The sequence below is a fragment of the Mobiluncus curtisii subsp. curtisii ATCC 35241 genome, from assembly GCF_000146285.1.
Lineage (GTDB): Bacteria > Actinomycetota > Actinomycetes > Actinomycetales > Actinomycetaceae > Mobiluncus > Mobiluncus curtisii.
Genome location: NZ_GL385912.1, coordinates 446,769 through 470,969, shown reverse-complemented (window position 1 = coordinate 470,969; position 24,201 = coordinate 446,769). Strand labels below are relative to the sequence as shown.

Here is a 24,201-nt window from a genome sequence, read left to right as displayed (position 1 = left end):
GTCAGTCTATCAACGCATACTGAAAGAATCGTCAGCGTCGGCGTGGAGGACGGGGTGGGTATCAACAATTTCCTTGTCTTGCAGCCAGTTTCGATCCGTTAGCATCCGGGCTGTGGAAAGTCCGATACCAATTGCCAAAATGACTATAGACACCTCGGTGAGGGAGGCAATAGCCCCCATAAAATTCCCCTCATTGAGGTGTACCAAGGCTGAATAGAGGGGAACCCCCGGAACCATCAGTACCGCTGCCGGCACGGACAACGAGACTCGTGAGTAGTTAAAGTTTGACAGGCGAGAGATAAAGTCTGCCAGCAGCCCGATTGCCAGCGCCTCCAGTCCTACGGAAAACTGCCAATTTAGCCCTGATTCCACGACGAAAAAACGCAGCGGATTGACCAGGGCGCATATCAGACCGGCATAAACGCACAGGCGCCGGTTCGAGTTAAACAGCATGGCGAACCCGGCAGAGGCCACAAATGAACAGACCGTGCGAGTCAAGTAGAGCCAGTTTCCCTCCAGAGGCGGGTTCACCGCGGGATCAACTGCCCAATGGAAGGTGAGGGACACGATCCACACGCTCACGCCGGCGGAAATAATCAGCATCAAGGTGTATACCAGGCGGGGTATCCCGGCGGAAAGGTCCATGCGCACCAAATCGAGCATCGAGGTAATGAGCGGGAAACCGGGAACTAAAAATAGAACCGCAGACACCACTCCCACCCGGAATCCGAGAGGATCAGCAGTAACCCAAGGCGGTATGGTTGCCAGGACCGCGGATGAATAGACTCTCCTCAAGCACGTTTCCAGGAGCTCGGCGCAGCAAATATAAACCACTGAGGCGGCAAAACCGGCAGTCATCCAGACTGCAAAATGGTTCGTTTTCTTTGCCATCATCATCCGGCGCACGCTTTGCCCGAATCCTGCAGCTAAACCTGCCAATATACACTCGATGAGACCGCCGCGGTTCAGGAAACAGAAGCAGGCGCAGGCAAATCCTGCTGCCAATGTATTAGCAATCTTATTGAATTCAGGTTTGTAGGACTCAATGCGATCCATGAGCCGGTTTGCTTCGCTGACGGGGGTATCCGGCTTGATGTTTTGAATAAATAGCCGCAGCCGATCGAGTTTCGCGGCGTTGGTTCCAAAGTCCCTCTGCTCTGAGATCTCGGTACGGGAAAAGGGACGCAGATAGACGGTGGAGCTGATTTCGCCAAAGGTAACTTGAACATGGTGTTCATCGGCGCCCAACGCGGTAGCCAAGCGGGCCATCGAAATCTTAATGCGGTAGGCAGAAGCCCCGCAGGACTGCAGCATGTGACCTAAGCGCATAATTGTGCGGGACACTTCTGTGAGCTGGATACGAATCTTTTCGTACTCCACCACACTTTGCGTACTGACTTCAATAGGGGTGTCGGTCGATTTTGGCTTGGGGGTAAAAGCGTGGTCGCGCTCGCCACGCAGTCGTTCCAAGTGCTTTGACAGAAACATTGCGGTCTGCTCTTTCACGCGTCGGGGAAAATTTAGATTCAATGACACAAAAAGATTTAACCATCTGGTGGACGCCATTAATCAGGACTAAGGGCACAGCTGGAGAAAATAATTTGGTTTTCCCCGGTTTTAGGACCTACATAGAAGCTATATTTTTGTGGTGGGGACCGGGATTTTCCCCGGCTCCATCCGTCTCACTATTCGGTCGGAAATCCACATAGTGAGATTTTACCCTTGCGAGTTTCGCTCTCATTTGACCCAGAGTTACATTTGAGGGCATGAGCGAACCAGAAAAGAAATCCATGGGCGCCTATGGCCCGGAGGAGACCCCCAATGAAGTTGATCCCGCAGCTCGCGGGGAAGTCATGACCGGTGCGAAAGCAATCATTCGTACCCTGGAGGAACTGGGTGTGACCGATATTTTCGGACTCCCCGGTGGGGCGATTCTCTCCACTTTTGATCCGCTGTATGACTCCCAGAAACTAAACTTCGTACTTGCCCGCCACGAACAGGGCGCAGCCCACGCCGCGGAAGGCTACGCGAAATCCACCGGGAAAACCGGGGTCTGCTTGGTGACCTCGGGACCTGCCGCCACGAACCTTCTGACCGGTCTGGCTGACGCCATGATGGACTCGGTTCCGATGGTGGCGATAACTGGTCAGGTCGGAGCGGAATCAATCGGTACCGACGCATTCCAGGAATCCGACATTGTGGGAGCCTCAATGCCCCTGACCAAACACAGTTTCCTGGTCACGCGTCCCGAGGACATTCCCTCGCGCCTCGCCGAGGCTTTTTTTATTGCAACTTCCGGTCGTCCCGGACCGGTGCTGGTGGATGTCACGAAGACTGCCCAGAACAAAAAAATGGCTTTCACCTGGCCCCCGCCGATGGAACTGCCCGGATATAAACTGCCCGGTAAACCTTCCAAGCAGCAAATCGTGGCAGCCGCGACCGAAATCGCGGTGGCGCATCGTCCGGTACTTTATATCGGCGGTGGGGTGATTGGCGCCAATGCCGCTCCGGAACTGCGGGAACTTGCGGATGCGACGGGGGCGCCCGTGGTCACCACCCTGACCGCGCGGGGCGCTTTCCCGGATGACTCCCCACAGCATATGGGGATGCCGGGGATGCACGGACACGTGTCCGCGGTGCTCTCTATGCAACAGGCTGACCTGTTGATTGCGCTGGGTACCCGGTTTGATGACCGGGTTACCGGGGATGTGAAATGCTTTGCGCCGCACGCCAAAGTCATTCACGTTGATATTGATGCGGCGGAAATCTCAAAGATTCGTCACGCTGATGTTCCCATCGTGGGAAACCTCAAAGACGTCATGGCAGCCCTGCTGCGAGCCTTGCCCCAAGCCTACAAACAGTACGGCAGACCGGACCTGACTCCGTGGATGAAGTCCTTGACTAAACTCAAAGACAAGTATCCCGTCTACTTTGACGATACCTTGGACGGACTGGTCAGTCCCCAAAAGGCGATTAAGGTGCTTGACGAAGTCAGTGACGAGGACGCAATCGTGGTCACCGGCGTTGGACAGCATCAGATGTGGGCGTCCCAGTTCATGACCTACCGTTACCCGCGCACCTACATTTCGTCCTGCGGTCTGGGGACGATGGGATTTGGGGTTCCTGCCGCGATGGGCGCGAAAGTCGCTAATCCGGATCGGGAAGTCTGGCTCATCGACGGGGACGGCTCGTTCCAGATGACGAATCAGGAACTGGCTACCTGCACACAGTTGAATATCCCGATAAAGGTGATGCTGATTAATAACTCCTCGCTGGGGATGGTGCGTCAATGGCAGACCTTGTTCTATAACCAGCGCTATTCTCAGACTGATCTGCATGATGGGGTCCGGAACTTCGCCGAGGCTGACCGGGTGGGAATCCCCGACTTCATGCTGTTGGCGAAGGCCTACGGAGCCGAGGGAATCCGAGTAACCGATCCGAAGGATTTGCGAAAAGCTCTGGAAACGGCTCACCAGATTAACGACCGTCCGGTCGTGGTTGAGGTGCTGGTCAGCCCCGACGCTATGGTATTCCCGATGGTTCCCGCCGGGCAGACCAACGATAAAGTCATTTATGCCCCTGACAAGACTGTGACCTGGGAGGACTAAACATGAACATGACGCATACCCTGTCGGTGCTTGTCGAAAACAAGCCTGGTGTTTTGGCACGCGTGGCGGCACTGTTTGCCCGCCGTGCCTTTAATATTCAATCCCTCGCGGTGGGGGAAACTGAGAAACCGGAGATTTCGCGCATCACCATCGTGATTGATGTGTCCGAAGTGTCCCTGGAACAGGTCACCAAACAGCTGAACAAGCTGGTCAACGTGCTGAAAATCGTGGAGTTGGATCCCGAACGGGCAGTCGAGCGGGAACTGGTGCTGATTAAAGTATCAGCTGACGATACGAATCGAACCGCGGTGCTCCAGATTGTAGAACTGTTCCGGGCACATGTCGTGGACGTGGCGCGAAGCACCTTGGTCATCGAATCTATTGGCTCCCCAGCGAAACATGCGGCGCTGCTGCGTGAATTGGAGCCTTACGGAGTTCGGGAAATCGTCCAATCGGGCAATGTCGCGATAGGGCGCGGCTCGAAATCTATCACCGATCAAATTTAGGTGCAGATTAACAGGATTTTGCTTATTATTTGCACAGATTGAGCCCTATATCTTTTTCAATGAAACACCTCTACAATTATTAAGGAGAATAATCATGGCAGAAATTTATTACGAAGACGACGCTGACCTGTCGCTCATCCAGTCTCAAAAAGTAGCCGTAATTGGTTACGGCTCGCAGGGGCATGCCCACGCGCTGAACCTGCGTGACTCCGGGGTCGATGTGGTCGTGGGCTTGCGTGAAGGTTCCTCGTCCTGGGCGAAAGCTGAGGAACAGGGCTTGTCGGTAAAGCCCGTGGCAGAGGCGGTGAAAGACGCCGATGTGGTCATGATTTTGCTGCCGGATCAGGTGCAAAGCGCTGTCTACCGAGCTGAAATTGAGCCGAACTTGAAGCCGAACGCTGCCCTGTTCTTTGCTCACGGGTTCAACATCCGTTTCGGATACATCCAGCCCGGTCCCGGTCACGACGTATGCATGGTGGCTCCCAAGGGTCCGGGTCACGTGGTGCGCCGTACTTTCGTTGCCGGTCAGGGCGTCCCCGACGTTATCGCCGTGGAGCGTGACGCCTCCGGTCACGCTTGGGAGCTGACGAAGTCCTACGCGAAAGGCATCGGAGGGACCCGTGCGGGTGTCATCAAGACGACCTTTACCGAAGAAACCGAAACTGACCTGTTCGGCGAACAAAACGTGTTGTGCGGCGGAATTTCCCAGCTCATCCAGTACGGTTTTGAAACTCTGGTTGAGGCCGGTTACCAGCCTGAAATCGCCTATTTCGAGGTATGCCATGAGATGAAGTTGATTGTGGACCTCATCAACGAAGGCGGTCTGTCCAAGATGCGCTGGTCTATCTCTGATACTGCTGAGTATGGCGATTACGTCTCCGGTCCGCGCGTCATTACTCCCGATGTTAAATCCCACATGAAGGACGTCTTGGCAGACATTCAAAACGGCAGCTTCGCCAAGCGGTTCATGGATGATCAAGCTGCCGGAGCTCCTGATTTTAAGCGTCTGCGCGCCGCTGGTGAAGGTCACCAGATTGAAAAAGTTGGTGCTCAACTGCGTCAGATGTTTACCTGGAATACCAATAAAGACACCGATTATGTGGAGGGTCACGCCGCCCGCTAATCGCCCAGCACAGATAAGGACCTCGTGATGAAAAAGTTAATCCCCATTTTTGCGTTGGCTTTAGCTTGCGCTGCGTGGGGGTCAACTTTTTTCATGGTAAAGGATCATGTGTTGACTGAGGTTCCGGCAGCCGACTTCCTGACTGTGCGCTTTGCGCTTGCGTCTGTAGTGGCGTGTCTGTTGTGGTTTCGAGAACTGCGTACGGCAGGTTGGAAGACTCTGGCGCTGGGCTTTGGGGCAGGGGTTCTTCACGGTTTGGGGCAACTGTCACAAACGTGGGGACTAAACATGACTACCGCCGCGACTTCAGGGTTCATCACTGCCATGTCTGTGGTCCTGGTACCTTTTGTGGCAATGATTCTGTTCCGGGAACACTTCAAACCGATTACCTGGCTCTGGATGTTGCTGGCCACGCTCGGCTTGGCGGCGCTTTCCTTGCGGGGATGGTCTTTTGGCTTGGGGGAGCTTATAACCCTGTTGGGAGCAGTGTTCTTTGCGGCTCACGTGGCCTCCCTCGGTGTGATTTCGCCGGGACGCTCCGCAGGAGCACTGGCGGCGATGCAGATGGTAGGACCCGCGGTGGTGAACGCGGTTCCGGCGCTATCGGATGGGGAACTTACCTTGCCACCCAACGCTATCGTCTGGGCTGACTTGGTTTATATGGCTCTGGTTTGTGCCCTGGGCACTCTGTTCGTCCAAACGTGGGCACAAGCGCGGATGTCCTCTACCGAGGCAGCTTTGATTATGGCGTGTGAACCGCTTTTTGCCACTCTCTTTTCGGTGGTGTTTAGCGGCGAAGCCTTGACCTGGCGGCTCCTGGTGGGTGGCAGCCTCATCATGGTGGCTATAGTGGCGGCTCAACTGAGCGGGGTTCATCCCGACGAAGCTGAGCCAGTTCCGGTCAAAAACCACGAAGCTGCCCGAAAAACTGCGAATCTGACCGGAAAAACTGACAAAGTTAGAAGTAAAAAGAAAGTTGGCATGACATCATGACGAGCATTGATTTGGCTCTGATTCCGGGGGATGGCATCGGTCACGAGGTCGTTCCCGAGGCCGTGAAGGTTCTCAAAAAGGTCCTGGACGGGGCAGGCGTTGACTTGAAAACTACCCTCTACGATTTAGGGGCAGCACGGTACCATCGCGATGGGGTGGTTTTGGATGAAGCCACGGAACAATCCTTGCGCGGTCACGACGCAATTTTGCTGGGTGCAGTCGGTGATCCCTCCGTACAGTCTGGGGTGTTAGAGCGCGGGCTGCTGTTGAAGCTGCGTTTCGACTTTGACCACTATGTGAATTTGCGCCCTTCCAAATACTATCCGGGGGTGCCGACTCCGTTGTCGAATCCAGGCAACATTGATTTTGTGGTGGTGCGCGAAGGCACGGAAGGCCTGTACTGCGGCAACGGTGGGGTGTTGCGTCAGGGCACGCCACAAGAGATTGCTACCGAAGTGTCCGTGAACACTCGTCACGGCGTGGAACGTGTCGTGCGCTACGCTTTTGCCCAAGCCCAGTCCCGGCGCCAACATCTGACTTACGTCCACAAGCACAATGTGCTGGTTAACGCCGGACACCTGTGGCGCCGTTGCGTGGAGGAAGTCGGGGAGGAATTTCCAGAAGTCAAAGTCGATTATTTGCACGTCGATGCTGCCACGATTTTCCTGGTTACGAACCCATCCCGGTTTGACGTGATTGTGACCGACAACCTGTTCGGTGACATCTTGACCGACGAAGCGGGAGCAATCACCGGCGGTATTGGCTTGGCGGCATCGGGAAACATCAACCCGGAAAAAACTTTCCCGTCCATGTTTGAACCCGTCCACGGTTCCGCCCCAGACATCGCGGGTCAAGGTAAAGCCGACCCGACTGCCACTATTGCGAGCCTGGTATTGATGCTGAACCATCTGGACTATCCCCAGTTGGCAGCGCATATCCAACGCGCTATTGACGCGGATATGGCTCATCGTGCTGAAGCCTCTGCGGCAGGAACTCCGCTAGCGCGTACTACCAGCGAAATTGGCGACGCTATAGCTGCCTATCTATAGGTCTGGTGACTGCCAATCCCCGTAAACGCTGAAAATCCTGGACATTACGTCCCCTAACCGACTTTTGCCTGTCAATAACCTAAAGAAAGAAGAACGACATGAGTAACCTCGAAGAACTTGCTAAAAAACCGTTGCCTGACGCTGACGAACTAGCGGGACGTTTCCCTGCTCAGCCACACGACCACAAGGCCACTGAATCCACCTACCAAGAGGTAATGGAAAAACTTGCTTTCGGTCAATCCTTTAGTGATTATATGGCGCACGCGCGGTGGACCAAGGACGGCGGCTGGCAAGAAAAAGACTTGCGTCCTTATGGACCACTGCCCGTGTATCCGGGAACCTCAGTGTTGCATTACGGTCAGGAGGTTTTTGAGGGATTAAAGGCGTACCGCCGCGCTGATGGCACGATTTGGCTGTTCCGTCCCGCTTTCAACGCAAACCGGTTCAATCAATCCGCACGCCGCATGGCGCTGCCGGAAATCCCGGTTGAGGACTTCGTGGGGTCTTGTGTGGATTTGGTGCGCGCCGACGCCCGCTGGGTTCCCGTCAAAGACGGCGCCACCCTGTACCTGCGTCCCTTTATGTACGCCTCGGAGTCTTTCCTGGGGGTACATCCGGCGCATGAGGTGACCTACCTCAATATCGGTTCGCCTTCGGGCTCTTACTTTAAAAATGGTTTTTCACCGGTGTCGATTTATGTATCGGAAGATTACCATCGTGCCGGACCGGGCGGTACCGGTGAAGCTAAGACTTCCGGTAACTATGCGGCATCTCTGCAACCTCAAGAGATTGCCGCAGAAAAGGGCTACGCGCAGGTGTGCTTCCTGGACGGAGAAACGAACACCTATATCGACGAGCTGGGGGGCATGAACGTCTTTGTGGTGTACCGTGACGGCAAGGTGGCGACTCCGCAGCTCAACGGGTGTATTTTGGAGGGCGGCACCCGCGGTGCGATTATTCAGGTTCTGGCTGACGAGGGCATTACTGTCAGTGAGGAACGTATCGCCCTGCACCAGCTGTTGGATGATATTCGCGCCGGTAAGGTCGCCGAGTTCCTGGCTTGCGGGACGGCCGCGGTCGTGACCCCGATTGGCAAACTTGGAGGGAAAGACTTTGAGTTGGAGGTTCCTACCGGTCCGATGACCAAGCACCTGCACGATGTCATCACCGGCATTCAGTGGGGACGCCGCGAGGACTCCCACGGCTGGTGTTACCGGGTGTCGTAGCCTAAAAGGTTGATATGGACAGTACCTTAGAGGTCGCATTTATTTCGCATTCTGGCGCCAGCCAGGGGAATATCCTGTCCGATTCCGAGAGACAGGAATTTGTCGAGCTATTTACTGGCTGGAGTGAAGAATGCTTGGACTTCGAGGAGAACCGGTGTGCCGCTTGGTACTACTATCCGGAGGAACCTTGGCCACGAGACATTCCTAACTTGCTTTCATGGGTTTATGTATCTTTCCCAGAATCGCAAAAGCCTCCGTTCGCGCTGCTGTTCGCGGCGATGTCGCATTGTGTGCGGCTGGTGAAGCCTGCCACCGTCGATGGAGTATTCATAAGGGTTGGTTCGTTTGAGTTTTCCCTCGGCAAGCAAATCGTGTCCTATGGGCAACCATCCGTTGAGACGAGTTCAGCTAGGTCGCGGCTGCAGCGGTTCGTCGGTGAGGTTATTCCGCGGGTGATTTTTCCAGATGTCAGGGGAGAATCGTATCTCGAAATCATTGCAGAGAACTTCCGCAAGCCACAACAAGCGACGGTAACCATCGAATATGCCGACCAAAATGTTATACCATTTTGGGATATATTTTCCGAACTTGTCCAACATCAGGAAAAGCACATATTTTATGGTTCCGAAACCGCCTCATACAATCAGGCGGCGTCGAGCACACCACGTCAGACCAGACCGAATTCGAGACAATCTGATTCACGACAGGTCAAAGTGGACGTTTGGAATCCCATAGTAATCGGCAGGCTAACGCGGATTATTTTCCAAGCCCTGCACTTAGCTCACATCTCGTATCCTCTAACCATGACCATTGAAAAATGCTAGCCCCTAGGCTACAACTAATGTTTTCGTGTCTGAATTTATGGCAACGAGGTGTTTCCAGATAGAACGACGTCTATCTGGAAACCACAAAGTTAGCAATCAATTAAGAATGGGCAGCTGCCAGGGGTAGAGGTAGACCTGCTGGTTAGAGGCGGCGATGGCGCCGCGTATACTGTGCCACAAGGTCAGCACGAACACCGCCAGCCACAGAATCAGAGAGAGCGGAATTAATACGATGGTAAAGAAAGCAATCCACCCGGCGATGCTGGCCAGCCACATGGTGACGTTAAAATTAAACGCTCCAGCAGCGGCAACGCGCACGGCTGGGGAACTGTCCTTTTTCACCAACCAGACGATGAGCGGTCCGAGGAAGGACAGCCAGCCTGCTGAAACCGCCATAGCGATAACTACCGAGAGATGAGCGAACATCGCCCACATACGTTCATTTTCTTTCACATATTTATTTTTCATGACACTGAGATTATCTGCAACCGGAAACCCGATTCTCTGATCCGGAATCATCTCCCCACCGACACCTTAAAAATAATTCGGAGGTTGGGGCTAAGCACCAGGAAAAACCCGCTGGTGGTGAGACTCAGCTCAGCCTATTGGGGAGGTATTCCCGTCACGACACGCTGTTTCGGGGTGAGCCGTTTCTTGGGTAGCAGCGGCGCTTTGTCCCCTTCCAAGGTCAGCGGCCAGGCGTTGACCACAGCTTGCGCAAAGCGCCGGGAACGTTCGGAGTTTCCAATGGTGTTGTAGTGTACCCCATCACCGGTGAGGAACCACTCGGGGCGGACATCCCGATCCCACGGATAGACCCACATATTGGGGTAGCGTTGCTGCTGGTGGTAAAGCTCTGCATTCCAAGCGTCCATAACATCCTTGGTGTACCACCGGGGCGATCCGTTCGGGTTTACTACAGTCGTAATCCAGAGCACCGGGTAGTTCGGTCCGATGATGTCCATGGTGGTGCGAATATGAGTGTCGTAGTCGGTGCCGCCATAGACGTTCATATTCGCGGCATCGTTCGTTCCCAGAGCAATCACAAAGCATGAATCTTTATCAATCCCGCCGGCGAGGATTTCGCGGATAGAGTCGTTACCGGACGGAAAATCCTTAAACCCCTGATTGGTGGCGCGCGCCCCGAAGCTAGAGTTGGTAACCTTCGTGGCGCCGGTGTCCGCGTAGGTCTTCTCAGCATTGTCAGCCGGATTGAGCACTCCGGCATCGGTGAACATTGCCAGGGAGGTGGAATCTCCCACGTGAATGATTTGGTGGCATCGGGTGTGAGTCGCCGCGAGGGCGCGTGCCTGAGCCGCTTTACGTTCCCGTTCCGCTTGAGCCTTTGCCAGGGCTGCCTGTTTTGCCTCGAGCTGATTGTGATAGCTAGTAGCTGCATTGGTTGGCACGCCGACCAGGGCAAAGATGAGGAGGAAAGCGAGAGGGAAAGACCACAGAGCGCGGGGTAGGGAGCCTCTGCGAGCCAGCCACCGCCACAGAGGGACAAAGAAGCCGTTGCGACGAATGGGATCCTCGACCAGGGTCCAAGACAATGCAGCCAGACCAATGGTAGCTCCGATGATAATCAAGGCTCGGGCAAAGACCGGTATCACCTGCAGAGGCGTGTAAAGGAAAGCAATAAGTGGCATGTGCCACAGATACATGGCGTAAGACCTCTCCCCAATCCAGGCGAGGGGGCGGAGCGCAAAGAGCTGATATATCTGCGTGTAGCGGTTCGAGACAGCAAAGAGCAATGCCGCGGTAGCCAGCGAGAGAACCACCAGTAAGCCGTTGAACAAGGCTGGTGAAGAATCTGGAATAAAGAAATAAATGACCAGCACCGCGCCCAGACCGAGCCATCCCAAAGCTTCCGCCGGGTAGTTATCCCTTCGAGAGATGACCCTGCCGATGAGGGGGCGGGTCGCACTGGGATCAGTGGGCTGAATCATCGCAATGGCGAGGATAGCCCCCACCAGCAGACCTCCCGCGCGAGTATCGGTGCCTTCATAAAGGCGGGTGGCATCCATGCCGAGAGAGTATCCGTATGCCAGCCACGCGAAGGAACCGACAGTGAGTATTGAGGTCAAGACCAGGAGGGGGATACGGCGACCGCGGCTGATGACCAAGAACAAGAGCAGCACCAGCGGCCAGAACAGATAGAACTGTTCCTCGACCGACAGCGACCACATATGCTCAAAGGGGCTCTGGGCGAACTGGTCAAAATAAGAATCGCCCCAGAAAATGGTGGCCCAGTTATTGACGTAGAAAATGGTGGTAAGCCCGCCGAGACGATAGTCGGACCAGTTTTCAGCTTTAAAAAACGGCGTGAGTGCCCAGATGACCAGCACCGTGAGGATGACTGCGGGCATTAAGCGGCGCAGGCGGCGCAGCCAAAAGGTTTTTAGCCCCAGGTTGCCGTGGTGATACCAAGAACGCATGAGGTTACCGGTGATGAGGTAACCCGAGATGGTAAAGAATACGCCCACACCAGCCAAGCCTCCGGGCATCCATTTGAATCCGAGGTGATAGCAAATTACGCCGAGGACAGCGAGAGTTCTCAAGCCGTCGATGCCTGGGTTATAGCGTGATTCATTACCTATTGGTTTCGGCATGGTAGTAGCAATAGTACTCTCTCAGGGACACGTAATTTAAATCAATGAAATTAATGCAGTGGAAATGGAGCTCAATTAATTTCTTGCGGGGGACTTTTGTAACATGGGTGCATGAAAACGACGACTCAGCCGATAGAGATATACGATACAACTTTGCGTGACGGTGCCCAGATGGAGGGCATTTCGCTGTCTGTAGCGGACAAGCTCAATATTGCCCAAGCCCTCGATGATTTAGGAGTTAGCTTTATTGAGGGCGGATGGCCCGGCGCGATTCCGAAAGACACCGAGTTTTTCGCGCTGGCGTTGTCGAAACTGCAGCTGCGCCACGCGACTCTGGCAGCTTTCGGCGCCACCCGCAAGGTGGGAACTAAAGCCAGTGAGGACCCCCAGGTCCTAGCACTGCTAGAGTCCGGGGCACCGGTGATTACCCTGGTGGCAAAATCCGATTTGCGTCATGTTACGGATGCCCTAAAAACTACCGGTCAAGAGAACTTAGCGATGGTGCGCGATACGGTGCAATTCCTGGTTAAGGAAGGGCGGCGTGTGTTCCTGGATGCCGAACATTACTTCGACGGCTTGACACACGATGCCGAATACGGGCTGAAAGTGCTGAAAGCCGCCGGTGAAGCGGGTGCGGAAACGGTCGTGCTGTGCGACACCAACGGTGGCAATCTGCCCTCTAGCATCGGCGCGAAAGTCATGGAAGCCCGCGACTACCTGGATAAAAACGGCTTGACTCAGGTAAAAATCGGGATTCATACCCACAATGACACGGGGTGTGCCGTGGCTAACGCTATGGCTGCCATTGAAGCCGGGGCGGCGCAGGTCCAGGGCTGTGTGAACGGCTACGGGGAACGCACCGGTAACGCTGACATCCTCACCCTTGCCGGCAACATTGAAATCAAACTGGGTCGCCCCGCCCTGCTGAACGAAAAAGGTCTCGCGGAGCTGACACGCACTTCGCATCGCGTTGCAGAAATCACGAATCTACAGCCGTCTAAGCGTCTGCCTTACGTGGGGGATTCTTCGTTTGCGCACAAGGCAGGTCTGCACGCTTCGGCTATCCGCGTGAATCCAGACTTGTATCAACACATTGATCCCGCGACGGTGGGCAACGATATGCGGATGTTGGTTTCCGAGATGGCAGGACGGGCATCAGTGCAGCTGAAAGCCAAAGAGTTGGGCATTGACCTGTCCGGGACACCCTACTTGACCGGTCGCGTTGTAGAAGCAGTGAAGGAAAAGGAGTCTCACGGTTACGTCTTTGATGCGGCTGACGCCTCCTTTGAGCTATTGGTGCGGGCACAAGGCGGGGACTTACCGACCTATTTCGAGGTCGAGACGTGGCGGACTTTGGTCCAGGCTGGTCGAGCGTCTCTCAGCGAAAACGGGGAAGCGGAAGCCGAAGCCACCGTCAAGCTGCGGACTCGTGACGGTCGCAAAATTGTCACCGGGGAAGGCAACGGTCCGGTCAACGCGCTGGATCACGCGCTGCGTCAGGCATTGTCCCAGACCTACCCGGACATCACGAATTTTGAACTCGTAGATTACAAAGTGCGGATTTTAGACACGACTTCCGGAACGGACGCGACCGTGCGGGTGCTGATTACCACCACGAACGGAGACATCCAATGGACCACTGTCGGGGTGGGGGAGGACGTGATTGAAGCATCCTGGGAAGCCCTCGTCGAGTCCTTGACCTGGGGCTTGATGCATCTCGGGGTGCGCCCGAAGGTGTAGTTCGAGAGGTTTTTTGCCCAATATTTCACAAGTTTCCCCGACCGGGTTTTCCGGTTGGGGAAACCTATTTTGGGTAAATTCGTTGCAATGGCACACAAAAAATGGGAAAAAGCCTAAAATGTTAGCGATGAACAGCGATTATGCTCTATGTAGGATGATTCGGTTTATCGGATACGGATACGTTTATGGAAGGCGGCGTTCTTAGATGTCGAAGAAAAAGGCGGCACCAGCACAGACTGGTGCTACCGTACAGGTCGGCGAGAGCCTGAAGACTGGCGGCAAAAAAATCTCTCTCGGGAAAAAGATGGTTCTTGTAAATACGTTTGCCGCTGTAGCAGCAGTTTTGCTGTTGATAGTGGAATGGATTGGGTTCGGCATTGCGAATGCAGACGTTTCCCAAAAAGCCTCTAACTCGCAGACGGCACAGGAAATCACCAAGTTAGCAGAGGAATGGCACTCCGCAGAATTCCTCTGGTCGCAAGGTACCTATACCGCTCTGCGCAACGATCCGAACGCGTTGCAGACTTTTGAAAAGTATCTCCAAGACTTGGATGCTTTCAATCAACATGTGGAGAGTTTCCCCACGGACCAGCTTAAAGCTCAGAATCAAGCCACTTTCGATAACATAAAATCAGATGCGGCATCGCTGAATTCCATGTTGACACAGGTCAGCGGGTCCGCGACTTCTCTGGATAGCCTGCGCGGTGCCGTGGGCGCTAATGCGGAAAATATTCATAATGTTTCGACATCGATTAGCGATAACATCGGAACGTTGAGCGCGGATCTTGGCGTTCAAAACCAAGCCATCAGCGACAAAATAAAAATTGTTCAGCCTCTGATGGTGGCAGCGATTATCGTTGCCGGCGTGGTGATTTTGTTCGTTATGCTGCTGATGAACCTAAAGATGTCGCGTGGTTTTGTGAAATCCGCTCAAGAAAGCTCCGCAGCTTTGAATCAACTGTCCCGCAAAGACCTGGTTATTCACCCGGTCAAATATACAAATGATGAAATTGGGCGTCTGGCGGACAAGCTCGAGATTGCAGCCGAAAAGTTGCGTAACATTTTCGGTAAAACCGTGACAACAGCTGAAGAAGTACACACCACTACCCAAAAGATGGTGGGTGACGGTCATGACCTCATCGGCACTATTGAACAAGCCAGTAATGTGATTACCTCCGTCGCGGCTGCCGCCGAGCAAGTTTCTACCAGTATTGCCACGGTAGCGGCAGCTGCGGAAGAAATGGGAGCTTCGATTCGAGAAATTTCGTCAAACGCCAATGAGGCAGCCCGGGTTGCACAAGAAGCCACCGAAGTAGCGTCTCAGACAAACGAAACCGTAACTAAGCTGGGCGAATCTAGCCAAGAAATCGGTGAGGTTATCGAAACGATTACAGCGGTGGCGGAACAGACCAACCTGCTGGCGCTGAACGCTACTATTGAAGCCGCTCGTGCCGGAGATGCCGGTCGCGGATTCGCGGTCGTGGCTAGCGAAGTGAAGGACTTGGCGGCAGAAACTACTACAGCTACCGCTGATGTGGCCGCGCGAATTGAACAAATTCAAGTCGACACCAGTCAGGCGGTGGAAGCTATCAGCCAGATTAGTGACGTCATCGCTCAAATCAACGACTTCCAGGCGACTATCGCGGCAGCAGTGGAAGAGCAAACTGCTACCACTAATGAAATGACCAAGTCTATTTCCGAAGCGTCTTCCGGTTCCACCGAGATTGCGGCAAATATTAACGAGATAGCCCAAACTACCAACACCAGTGCCGATAACCTCCGTGATTCTGTCAGCAGGGCAGAAGGCGTGGTGGATCAGACACAAGATTTGAACCAGCAACTTAGCGAATTTACCTACCGGGAAGGACAGTGAGAAGTATGACTCAGACTAATCCGGTCACACAGCTAGGGGAGCAGGAAATGAAGATTCAATCGAATACCACGACGAAACCAGAAAAGGTATACAAGCGCACCACCCTGATGATGCGACTGTTTAGAGGAGCGTTGCCAGGATTTGTGGGAGTGCTCATCATCGGGATTGCCGCCCTCTTTACGGTGGTTCAGACCAACCACAGCACGACAGGGTATTTGAACGCATCTGCTAATGCGGAAACATTATCTTTGATGGAAGCCGAGACTCTCGAGATTGGTCAACATCAGTACGCGTACGCCCGTTCTATCTTGGAAGGTCACCCGGATGAGGAACAGGCTAAGAAGCTGGATGCAGCCCAAGACGTGTTGGAAAAGAACCTCCAAAACATTATCGACACCACGCACTCCGATCAGGTTCGAGAGGCGACTCAGGAGATTATGAAATCTGCTGATAACCTGCGCGAGGTCATTGCCCAATCCACTTCCGAACTGCAGTCCAATCAGGGACAGAATTCCGAAATCCTGAACACGGTCATTCCCCAAACTGTCAACGATATGGTTGCCCAGCAGGATAAATTGACATCACTGCTCACCCAAGAAGTGAACCAGTCTCAAAAAGAGATGCATGAACAGCGCATCCAAGCGTCGATTTTCCAGATAGTATTTTTGGCTTTCTTGGCAGGCACGGCAGCAATATTCATGGGTAGAGTGCGCCATTCCATCACGAATTCCGTAGAATCTGTGGAAACCGTGGTGAAAGGCTTGTCCCAAGGCGACCTGACGCGTCGCGCAGTCATTAATTCCAATGATGAGCTGGCAGACATGTCACGAGCAGTGAACCTTTCCAACTCGACCTTGCAAGAGGCATTTGGGGCAGCGGCGCGTACTTCCGAGACGGTTCGTTCCGAGTCAGAAACAGTGGTCAACCTGACTTCCCAGACTGCCAAAGCAGCAGCCGATTCGGCGTCACAAGCCAATGCGGTTGCGGGGGCAGCGGAACAGGTTTCCTTTAATGTCCAGACCGTTGCCGCGGGTGCAGAAGAGATGGGCTCGGCTATCCGGGAGATTTCGTCTAATGCCAACGAGGCAGCGCGAGTCGCCCAGGAGGCTACCGCCGCCGCTGAGGCGACCACCCAGACTGTTGAAAAACTGGGCAGATCATCGAAGGAAATTGATGACGTCATCCACACCATCACCGCTATTGCGGAGCAAACTAACCTGCTGGCACTCAACGCCACCATTGAGGCAGCGCGCGCCGGAGAAGCGGGCAAAGGCTTTGCGGTAGTCGCTGGCGAGGTCAAGGATTTGGCTGCGGAAACGGCTAAAGCCACGGACAACGTCACGGGACGGATTGCCAAGATCCAAGAGGACACGGATTCCGCCGTGAGGGCCATCCGACGCATCTCCGAGATTATTTCTCAAATTAACGACTTCCAAACCACCATTGCCGCTGCGGTCGAGGAACAGACTGCCACCACCAATGAGATGGCGCGTTCTGTGACGGAGGCAGCCTCCGGTTCTTCCACGATTGCCACGAACATAGGTCAGTTTGCCGGCGCCGCCAGCCAAGCGATAGAACCGTTGAATGCTCTAGCGACGACCGCTTCGGATTTGCAGTCCAAAGCGGAGGCTTTACGCGATGAACTGGGCAAATTCAAATATGAATAAATGCGGCTGAATGGTCCTCTCGATCCGCGACACAACTCAATACTGAGATGAAAGCTCACGCTGGTGCCCTCCTATGGCTTAAACTTTAGATGTATATCTTCTCTTGTTGCCAAAGGAGGGCATCGACGTGATTGGTTCGGTCCAGGAGTTCGCTCGCCTGTGTACTTCGGATGATGAAGAGGACTTCATGCGGGCAATGACGGACGTGGCGCCGACTTTCATCTGGGAGGAGATCATTCGCACCCGCCCGGATTTGGCTGAGTATGTGGCGCAATCACAGAATTTGCCCGACACCGTGTTTGAAACGATTGCACTATTTGCCCCGTGGCGGGCTCGTTACCTGGTCGCGATGCAGGAGCGCACTCCCGCTTATGTGCTCGCTAAACTCGCCAAGGATGGCGATAGTCGGGTGCAAAAGGCGGCGGTCGCTAATGAACTGACACCGTTGAAAGTTATTGCTGAACTGCGTAAAGATGCGAACGAGGAAATTGCCCAGTTGGCGAGTCTGGCGTGGACCGAGCGGGCAGAAAAACGTGCCGGCAAGCATTCCGGGCGTCCCGAGGTAACGTGGGATGTGCCTCAACCGCCGGGAAACTCTGAATCTGAGAACGGCGAGGTATCTCGTTACAAGTCATATTTTGACGAACTGTGTGCGCAACGCGGACTGACTGAGAACGAAGTCGTGCGCGGGTTTGATCCTCGTGACCCCCAATTACCGCTGGCGCCAGAAGAGCCGTGGGTAGTCGCTCCTTGGGGCGAAGAGGGATACGTGGTCGGTTCGCAGCGCGGTGCCGAGTTCGCCGCCTACGAAGTGCTGCCTGACTTGGAATCGGCAGTATCCCTGGTCGCTCGATTGGTGCGGGAAAAACCAGAAACTGGTGAATTGCCGGTCAACGCCGCCGAGCGTGGTCACCGCACCGCCATCGGAATTGATGCCCGCACGATTTCCCGCGGGGGGAAACCTGGCTCGAATGAGCTGCGTCCCGGTGATCTCTTGGATTGCTTTGACGATGACAAAGCCCAGTTCTTGTTTGCACTGGGCACCCCCTTGGCGCAGCGGGGAATTAGCTTAAAGAACGAGAACCCCTACCGGGTTTTTGAAGTTATGGCACCTCTGCCCCTGGCAGTTTTAGAGGGGCTTACCGCGAAAACTGCCAGCAATCCGGGGGGCGGGGCAATAGTGGTTTTGGATAAGCCCCTGCGCTGGTACCTCGATCACAACTTCCTGCGTGAACTGCGCTAATTTCTCATATTGAGACAGCAATTTCGTAAACTGAAACCAGTGGTACGATGAGACTGTGTCGCAAACCATGCTGCTGTTGCCTAACCGCGTAGGGCTCTGAATCGGCCAGGCCCCCTGCGCGGAGTTTTCTGCTCGCCTGGCGACTCAGATAAAAGCAACAACAGCAAAGGATTTTCATCATGCGTACCTCTGGATTTACCAATCGTCAGCAAACCTCCGGAATGCCTCACGGCAAATATCGCCCGTTCCTGGACACCAACCCCATCTCACTTCCGGAACGGACTTGGCCCAACAACCGAATTATCAAAGCCCCACGCTGGTTATCCACCGACCTACGAGACGGCAACCAAGCCCTCATCGAGCCGATGGATCCCGCGCGTAAACGCGAAATGTTTGACCTCCTGGTGCGTCTGGGCTTCAAAGAAATCGAAATTGGTTTCCCGGCCGCATCCCAAACCGACTTTGACTTTGTACGTTCCTTGGTCGAGGATGACGCTATACCCGAGGACGTGACCTGTTCAGTCCTCTCGCAATCCCGCCCGGAGCTGCTGGAACGTACCCTGCAAGCCATTAAGGGCTACCATCGCGCGACCGTACATCTCTACAATGCGACCGCCCCGGTCTTTCGCCAAGTTGTGTTTCACAACGATAAAGCGCAAACCATCGAGATGGCAGTGTCCGGTACTCGTGAGGTCATCGCCGGAGCTGAAAAAATCCTGGGGGAGGACACGATTTTTGGATACGAGTATTCCCCGGAGATTTTCGTAGACACGGAAATCGATTTTGCCCTGGAGGTTTGCGAAGCTGTCATGGAAGTTTGGCAGCCCGACAGCGAGCGGGAAATCATCCTCAACTTGCCTACCACTGTGGAACGCTGCACCCCCAACGTTTACGCCGATCAAGTTGAGTACTTCTGCCGCCACATTTCGCACCGGGAACATGTCTGCGTTTCTGCCCACAACCACAACGACCGTGGCACCGGTATCGCGACCGCTGAACTGGCGCAGATGGCGGGGGCAGACCGGATTGAAGGATGCCTGTTAGGGCAAGGTGAACGAACTGGCAACGTTGACCTGGTCACTCTGGCGATGAACCTCTTTAGCCAGGGCATCGACCCGCAACTGGATCTGTCCAATCTTGATGAAGTTCGCGCTATCGTCGAGAGCTGCACACGCATGACCACCCCGCCGCGGCTGCCCTACGTGGGGGAATTGGTCTACACGTCCTTCTCCGGCTCCCATCAAGACGCGATTAAGAAAGGCTTCACTGCGCGCGAACAGAAAGTCCGGGACGCGGGCGGAGACGAAAAGCAAGTTATCTGGGAACTGCCTTACCTGCCTATTGACCCTCACGATGTGGGGCGCAACTACGAAGCTATTGTGCGCGTAAACTCGCAATCCGGCAAGGGCGGTATCGCCTACCTGATGAAAGAAAATCATCACCTCGACCTGCCACGACGCCTGCAAATCGAGTTTTCAAAGATTGTACAGCGCACTACCGACCGCTTCGGTGGGGAACTGGGGGCGAACGACCTGTGGCAAATTTTTGCCGATGAATACTTGCCGGCGTCAGAAGCGGGGATTGACTCGCGTCACTGGGGGCGTTTCTTGCTTGACGGGGCACATGTTTCCTCCGTTCCGGCGCCTTCAGGCGGGGACACGGAAGTCTCGATCTCCCTCAACGACCGTGGTGTGAAGCTGCAGTTGGAGTCTTTCGGTAATGGTCCTATAGACGCTTTCGTCCATGCTTTCGAACAGATGGGCATGGAAGTGCGAATTTTGGATTATGTGGAGCACGCTTTGAGCGCTGGCCGGGATGCGACCGCGGCGGCTTACGTCGAGGCCGTGGTAGACGGCGAGGTGCTGTGGGGGGTCGGCATTGATTCCTCGACCATCCGCGCTGCCTATAAGGCTGTAATCTCAGCGATTAATCGCGCGCTGCGGCAATCCCAAGAGGACGGTTCGGTTACGTGTTCTTGAAAGTGCAACGTATCGAGATGACGGGTCAGAAGGCGACCGTGGTGAGGTTTTCGTTACTGGTTTAACTAACTCTGCAGGGTGACTAGCGATGCTGATACCGCAGACTAACTGAGCTACTCCATATTTCGTGCAGTGGCGGGGAATAACCTGTTGCCGGCTTTATCTGTTTCGTCTGAGGTCTGATGCTCTTGCAACGATGAACATTGTTGCTTTGGGTCAGTTCGCGGGAAAACCGGAAATCAGCGCTGGAGGCTTTTTGCGGGAAAAAATTTCAATGTACGCCATTAGCCTGGTTAAACAGATACCATAGTGTGGTTAGTTGACAGTTGTTCCCTCAGGAAGATGATGAAGTCGCAGAATACGGAAAAGACAGTAAATCTACGTGCGAAGTTGACTCTAGTAAACGTCCTGTTAGCGGTGGTGGCAGTGCTTGCACTAGGCGCCACTTGGGCGGGAATGTTTGTGGGTAACCGAACCATGAACGAATCAATTGAGCGCGCAAACGCAAATGAATCGCTGGCATCGTTGCTTAATCAGTGGAATACCTTGGAGATTCTAGAAGCGCGCCTTACCCACGAGTCAACGGGCGAGTTGGGACAGACAGTTGACACCTACCTCCAGGCTAATGACCAATTCGCGAAAGGCGTTTCAGAGGTCAAGACTGAGAAACTGAGTGGGGCAATGCTTCACTTATATCAAGAGATTAAGAATCTGGCTGATAATCACAATGATTTAGTTGCTGCCATGCAGCAGGAGGCTCCTCAATTACCTGGGGGAGTAGCCGACGCGATGCGCAACCACGCTGCAGAGCTTTCAGCCACGTCTGAATCCATGAATGCCGCTATGGACCAGTTGGTTTCTCAAGTTGCGACAGATAAACAGTCTGATAAACGAGCCATCACCTTAAGCTCTACTCTCAGCAGTACTTTCACGATTGTGGTTAGCGCTTTGGGTTTCATCGTCATGATTTTGCTCGGATTGTTCTTGTCAAAGGCAGTGAGTCGTTCGGCAGCCCAAAACGTAGCGGCTCTTGACGCTTTAGCACGTGAAGATTTAACCGCAAAGCCACAACGTTTCAGCAATGATGAAGTGGGATATTTAACTCAACAATTCACAGTTGCGGTGGGGCAGCTGCGCAAGGTAACCGCGGATGTGGTGAACACGACTCGGGATGTTAACACCACTACAGCGCAGATGAGCGCTGATGGAGCGGCGATTATTGGCGAAGCTCGGAAGGCTTCCGAAACGGTGATTTCAGTGGCAGCCGCGGCTGAACAAGTCTCGGCTTCTATCTCTTCAGTGGCGGCCGCCGCAGAGGAAATGAGCAGTTCCATTAGAGAAATTTCCACTAACGCAGCTGAGGCATCGAAGGTGGCGACAGAAGCTACTGAAGTCGCTCAATCGACGAACGAAACGATGGTACAGCTCGGGTCGTCCTCGAAAGAGATTGGTGAAGTTATTGAAACTATTACCGCAGTAGCCGAACAGACCAATCTGTTGGCTTTGAACGCGACGATTGAGGCGTCCCGTGCCGGAGAAGCGGGGAAAGGATTTGCCGTGGTCGCCAGCGAAGTCAAAGACTTGGCTGCTGAAACTTCCAGAGCAACCGCGGAAGTTGCCACGAGGATTGAAAAGATTCAGCAAGACACGGACAGAGCCATCAAAGCTATTACGGAGATTAGCGATATTATCTCTCAACTCAATGACTTCCAGACGACTATCGCAGCAGCGGTGGAAGAACAAACTGCCACGGCAAACGAAATGTCTAAATCGATTACGGAGGCCTCAAATGGTTCCACCGAGATAGCTTCCAATATCCAAGACATCGCATCCGCAACCAGGGATTCTACAAATGATTTGGAAGATTCAGTGAAACGAGCCAAATCTGTGTCCGCAGAAACCGCTTCTCTGGACGCGGAGATGAGTAATTTCGTTTACTAGAGGGAATGTGACAACCTATGGAAAGCCAAGAAACCGTGAACACTAAAGTACCGCTAGACGCCGTTGTCTCCGCATCTCCGCAAGTCAATAATTCCCCGACTGATCGCCAGAATCGGCGCAGCTCATTCAGGAAGGAATTCCTGACTGTGGCGCTGCGAGGTATTGTGGCAATGCTGGTAATCCTGCTCATGTCCGCTGCAATCTCCGTCCTCTACGATGGGAAAGTCAACACCTCAATGGAACTGTCCGGTGTCAGCGTCAATTTGAATGTGATGCACGCGGAAATTAAACAAGTGACGAAATATCAGCTCGCAGCGGCAAATGATTTGGAAGCTGGACGGTCACCGCAAGAGTCTCAGGCAAATAGTGAAACTGCAGCTCAAAAGGTTACTGAATACTTGGATGAGTTTAAGAAACTGTCTCAAAGTAGCCAGATTGATGCGCAAATTGACAAGGTCGGCGCGCTGCAATCTGAAAACATCAAAATAGGTAAAGACATTGTTAATCAGTTGCAAGCTGATAAAGATCGAGATGTATCCGGATTAAAAGCAGCATTATTGGAGAACCTAGATTCTAGTGAAAGAGAAATCTCTACTCTAGGAGACCTGTTGCACAAGGAGCGCGCTGACGCTCAAGAGACTGCAGTCTCTACCACTTGGCTGACAGTTCTGTCGCAGCTGGTCATGGTAGTCATTATTGCCGTCCTGGTGGTGATATTGACGGCGAGGCTGCGCAAACGGATGAGCGCTTCGACAGATTCTATGCAACATGCTCTTCAGGCAATGGCAAAGCGAGACTTGACGGTAACAGCCGTGAGCCACACTGATGACGAAATTTCTGACATGGTGAATTCGCTCAATGCTTCACAGATACGTTTGCGTGAAATATTTGGTAAAGCGCATCAGACTGCCGTTACCGTTGCACAACAGGCATCTTACGTGGAGAGTCTCACCTCTAAAGCAGCCCAGGTAGTGGGGGAAAAGAACTTGCAGGCGCACGCCGTGGGAGGCGCAGCCGAGCAGGTTTCGTTTAACGTGCAGACGGTTGCGGCAGGAGCTGAAGAAATGGGCAGCGCTATTCGCGAGATTAGCTCTAACGCGATTGAAGCTGCAAAGGTAGCTCAAGAGGCGACCAAGATTGCTGATAGCACCAGAAAGACCGTGGAAGAACTCAGTGTGTCTTCTCGAGAGATTGACGACGTGGTGCGCACGATTACCGAGATAGCCGGACAAACGAATTTGCTGGCTTTGAACGCAACCATCGAAGCTGCGAGAGCGGGAGATTCCGGAAAAGGATTTGCCGTCGTGGCAGGAGAAGTTAAGGATTTAGCTTCCGAAACTGCCAAAGACGCCGAGGAAATCACCCATAAGATTCAAAAGATTCAGGCTGACACTGAATCGGCAGTTGAAGCGATTCGCCGTATTAGCGAGATTGTAAATGAGATCAATGATTATCAAACTACTATTGCGGCAGCGGTAGAAGAACAAACTACGGTCACCAATGACATGTCAAGGTCTATTTCTGAGGCCGCTACTGGATCGTCTGATATTGCGGCAAAGATTAATGAATATGCAGAGTCAGCTGCTAATGCCCAACAGCCAATCCAAGAATTGGCGAACACTAGCCTACGTATGAAACAGGCAGGGGAAGGTCTGAAGTCTCAGCTGGAGCAGTTCAAATACGAGTAAGGCTTTGTTTTAAGCATCGCCCTGACTGCTGCGACATGCCCGGAACAGGTCTCAGTTTCGACTGGCACGGTGGCGGTTACGGTGCTGTTAGCTTTGTTCCTTGTCGCCGCGTAATGCCCTATTTCCACG

General features: G+C 53.7%; 17 protein-coding genes. 14 read left to right on the top strand and 3 right to left on the bottom strand.

The window, feature by feature from the left end; translation table 11 throughout:
* Window positions 1-9: 9 nt before the first annotated feature.
* Complete coding sequence (locus HMPREF0574_RS02055; protein ID WP_231294144.1) at window positions 10-1,488, bottom strand: threonine/serine exporter family protein; 1,479 nt, start codon at window positions 1,486-1,488, stop codon at window positions 10-12.
* Window positions 1,489-1,766: 278 nt separating this feature from the next.
* On the opposite strand from HMPREF0574_RS02055, the gene HMPREF0574_RS02050 reads away from it, so the two are divergent.
* From HMPREF0574_RS02050 to HMPREF0574_RS02020, 7 genes are all read left to right on the top strand, one after another.
* Window positions 1,767-3,608 (top strand): acetolactate synthase large subunit, encoded by a 1,842-nt coding sequence (locus HMPREF0574_RS02050; RefSeq protein WP_004007014.1) that lies wholly within the window; start codon window positions 1,767-1,769, stop codon window positions 3,606-3,608.
* Window positions 3,609-3,610: 2 nt separating this feature from the next.
* Window positions 3,611-4,114 (top strand): acetolactate synthase small subunit, encoded by a 504-nt coding sequence (gene ilvN, locus HMPREF0574_RS02045; RefSeq protein WP_004007013.1) that lies wholly within the window; start codon window positions 3,611-3,613, stop codon window positions 4,112-4,114.
* Between the two features lie 94 nt (window positions 4,115-4,208).
* Window positions 4,209-5,237, top strand: a complete 1,029-nt coding sequence (gene ilvC, locus HMPREF0574_RS02040) for a ketol-acid reductoisomerase (protein WP_004007012.1) — start codon at window positions 4,209-4,211, stop codon at window positions 5,235-5,237.
* 27 nt (window positions 5,238-5,264) lie between these two features.
* On the top strand, window positions 5,265-6,230 hold the full coding sequence (locus HMPREF0574_RS02035; RefSeq protein WP_004007011.1) for a DMT family transporter: 966 nt from the start codon (window positions 5,265-5,267) through the stop codon (window positions 6,228-6,230).
* Entirely contained in the window at window positions 6,227-7,279 is a 1,053-nt protein-coding gene (locus HMPREF0574_RS02030) for a 3-isopropylmalate dehydrogenase (RefSeq protein WP_004007010.1), read from the top strand. Before HMPREF0574_RS02035 ends, HMPREF0574_RS02030 begins: the two co-directional genes overlap by 4 nt.
* A 98-nt stretch (window positions 7,280-7,377) precedes the next feature.
* Window positions 7,378-8,505, top strand: a complete 1,128-nt coding sequence (locus HMPREF0574_RS02025) for a branched-chain amino acid aminotransferase (RefSeq protein ID WP_004007009.1) — start codon at window positions 7,378-7,380, stop codon at window positions 8,503-8,505.
* Window positions 8,506-8,519: 14 nt separating this feature from the next.
* The gene (locus tag HMPREF0574_RS02020; protein ID WP_004007008.1) at window positions 8,520-9,329 is read left to right on the top strand and encodes a hypothetical protein; all 810 of its coding nucleotides are present in this window, start codon (window positions 8,520-8,522) and stop codon (window positions 9,327-9,329) included.
* 96 nt (window positions 9,330-9,425) lie between these two features.
* On the opposite strand, the gene HMPREF0574_RS02015 is transcribed toward HMPREF0574_RS02020, so the two are convergent.
* Window positions 9,426-9,797: a DUF4870 domain-containing protein gene (locus HMPREF0574_RS02015; RefSeq protein ID WP_169760357.1), complete on the bottom strand. Its 372-nt coding sequence runs from the start codon at window positions 9,795-9,797 to the stop codon at window positions 9,426-9,428.
* Between the two features lie 134 nt (window positions 9,798-9,931).
* Window positions 9,932-11,941: an acyltransferase family protein gene (locus HMPREF0574_RS02010; RefSeq protein WP_004007006.1), complete on the bottom strand. Its 2,010-nt coding sequence runs from the start codon at window positions 11,939-11,941 to the stop codon at window positions 9,932-9,934.
* Window positions 11,942-12,052: 111 nt separating this feature from the next.
* Between HMPREF0574_RS02010 and cimA the strand changes: the two genes are divergently transcribed.
* The 7 genes from cimA to HMPREF0574_RS01975 all read left to right on the top strand — a co-directional run bounded on the left by cimA (window position 12,053) and on the right by HMPREF0574_RS01975 (window position 24,072).
* Window positions 12,053-13,681, top strand: coding sequence for a citramalate synthase (gene cimA / locus HMPREF0574_RS02005; protein WP_004007005.1), 1,629 nt, complete (start codon window positions 12,053-12,055; stop codon window positions 13,679-13,681).
* A gap of 205 nt (window positions 13,682-13,886) precedes the next feature.
* Window positions 13,887-15,554 (top strand): methyl-accepting chemotaxis protein, encoded by a 1,668-nt coding sequence (locus HMPREF0574_RS02000; protein ID WP_004007004.1) that lies wholly within the window; start codon window positions 13,887-13,889, stop codon window positions 15,552-15,554.
* A 5-nt stretch (window positions 15,555-15,559) separates the two neighbouring features.
* Window positions 15,560-17,221: a methyl-accepting chemotaxis protein gene (locus HMPREF0574_RS01995; protein ID WP_004007003.1), complete on the top strand. Its 1,662-nt coding sequence runs from the start codon at window positions 15,560-15,562 to the stop codon at window positions 17,219-17,221.
* A 106-nt stretch (window positions 17,222-17,327) separates the two neighbouring features.
* Window positions 17,328-18,464, top strand: a complete 1,137-nt coding sequence (locus tag HMPREF0574_RS01990; protein WP_248612665.1) for a TNT domain-containing protein — start codon at window positions 17,328-17,330, stop codon at window positions 18,462-18,464.
* 179 nt (window positions 18,465-18,643) lie between these two features.
* Window positions 18,644-20,443: a 2-isopropylmalate synthase gene (leuA, locus tag HMPREF0574_RS01985; RefSeq protein ID WP_004007001.1), complete on the top strand. Its 1,800-nt coding sequence runs from the start codon at window positions 18,644-18,646 to the stop codon at window positions 20,441-20,443.
* 342 nt (window positions 20,444-20,785) lie between these two features.
* Entirely contained in the window at window positions 20,786-22,384 is a 1,599-nt protein-coding gene (locus HMPREF0574_RS01980) for a methyl-accepting chemotaxis protein (RefSeq protein ID WP_004007000.1), read from the top strand.
* Window positions 22,385-22,401: 17 nt separating this feature from the next.
* Window positions 22,402-24,072 (top strand): methyl-accepting chemotaxis protein, encoded by a 1,671-nt coding sequence (locus HMPREF0574_RS01975; RefSeq protein ID WP_004006999.1) that lies wholly within the window; start codon window positions 22,402-22,404, stop codon window positions 24,070-24,072.
* Window positions 24,073-24,201: the final 129 nt, after the last annotated feature.

Bases quoted from the DNA above. Each gene is read 5' to 3' on its own strand.
- HMPREF0574_RS01975 (WP_004006999.1), top strand. From the start codon at position 22,402: ATGGAAAGCCAAGAAACCGTGAACACTAAAGTACCGCTAGACGCCGTT.
- ilvC (WP_004007012.1), top strand. From the start codon at position 4,209: ATGGCAGAAATTTATTACGAAGACGACGCTGACCTGTCGCTCATCCAG.
- HMPREF0574_RS02055 (WP_231294144.1), bottom strand. From the start codon at position 1,488: ATGTTTCTGTCAAAGCACTTGGAACGACTGCGTGGCGAGCGCGACCAC.
- cimA (WP_004007005.1), top strand. From the start codon at position 12,053: ATGAAAACGACGACTCAGCCGATAGAGATATACGATACAACTTTGCGT.
- HMPREF0574_RS02030 (WP_004007010.1), top strand. From the start codon at position 6,227: ATGACGAGCATTGATTTGGCTCTGATTCCGGGGGATGGCATCGGTCAC.
- HMPREF0574_RS01995 (WP_004007003.1), top strand. From the start codon at position 15,560: ATGACTCAGACTAATCCGGTCACACAGCTAGGGGAGCAGGAAATGAAG.
- HMPREF0574_RS02020 (WP_004007008.1), top strand. From the start codon at position 8,520: ATGGACAGTACCTTAGAGGTCGCATTTATTTCGCATTCTGGCGCCAGC.
- ilvN (WP_004007013.1), top strand. From the start codon at position 3,611: ATGAACATGACGCATACCCTGTCGGTGCTTGTCGAAAACAAGCCTGGT.
- HMPREF0574_RS01980 (WP_004007000.1), top strand. From the start codon at position 20,786: ATGATGAAGTCGCAGAATACGGAAAAGACAGTAAATCTACGTGCGAAG.
- HMPREF0574_RS02015 (WP_169760357.1), bottom strand. From the start codon at position 9,797: ATGAAAAATAAATATGTGAAAGAAAATGAACGTATGTGGGCGATGTTC.
- HMPREF0574_RS02035 (WP_004007011.1), top strand. From the start codon at position 5,265: ATGAAAAAGTTAATCCCCATTTTTGCGTTGGCTTTAGCTTGCGCTGCG.
- HMPREF0574_RS02010 (WP_004007006.1), bottom strand. From the start codon at position 11,941: ATGCCGAAACCAATAGGTAATGAATCACGCTATAACCCAGGCATCGAC.
- HMPREF0574_RS02025 (WP_004007009.1), top strand. From the start codon at position 7,378: ATGAGTAACCTCGAAGAACTTGCTAAAAAACCGTTGCCTGACGCTGAC.
- HMPREF0574_RS02000 (WP_004007004.1), top strand. From the start codon at position 13,887: ATGTCGAAGAAAAAGGCGGCACCAGCACAGACTGGTGCTACCGTACAG.
- leuA (WP_004007001.1), top strand. From the start codon at position 18,644: ATGCGTACCTCTGGATTTACCAATCGTCAGCAAACCTCCGGAATGCCT.
- HMPREF0574_RS02050 (WP_004007014.1), top strand. From the start codon at position 1,767: ATGAGCGAACCAGAAAAGAAATCCATGGGCGCCTATGGCCCGGAGGAG.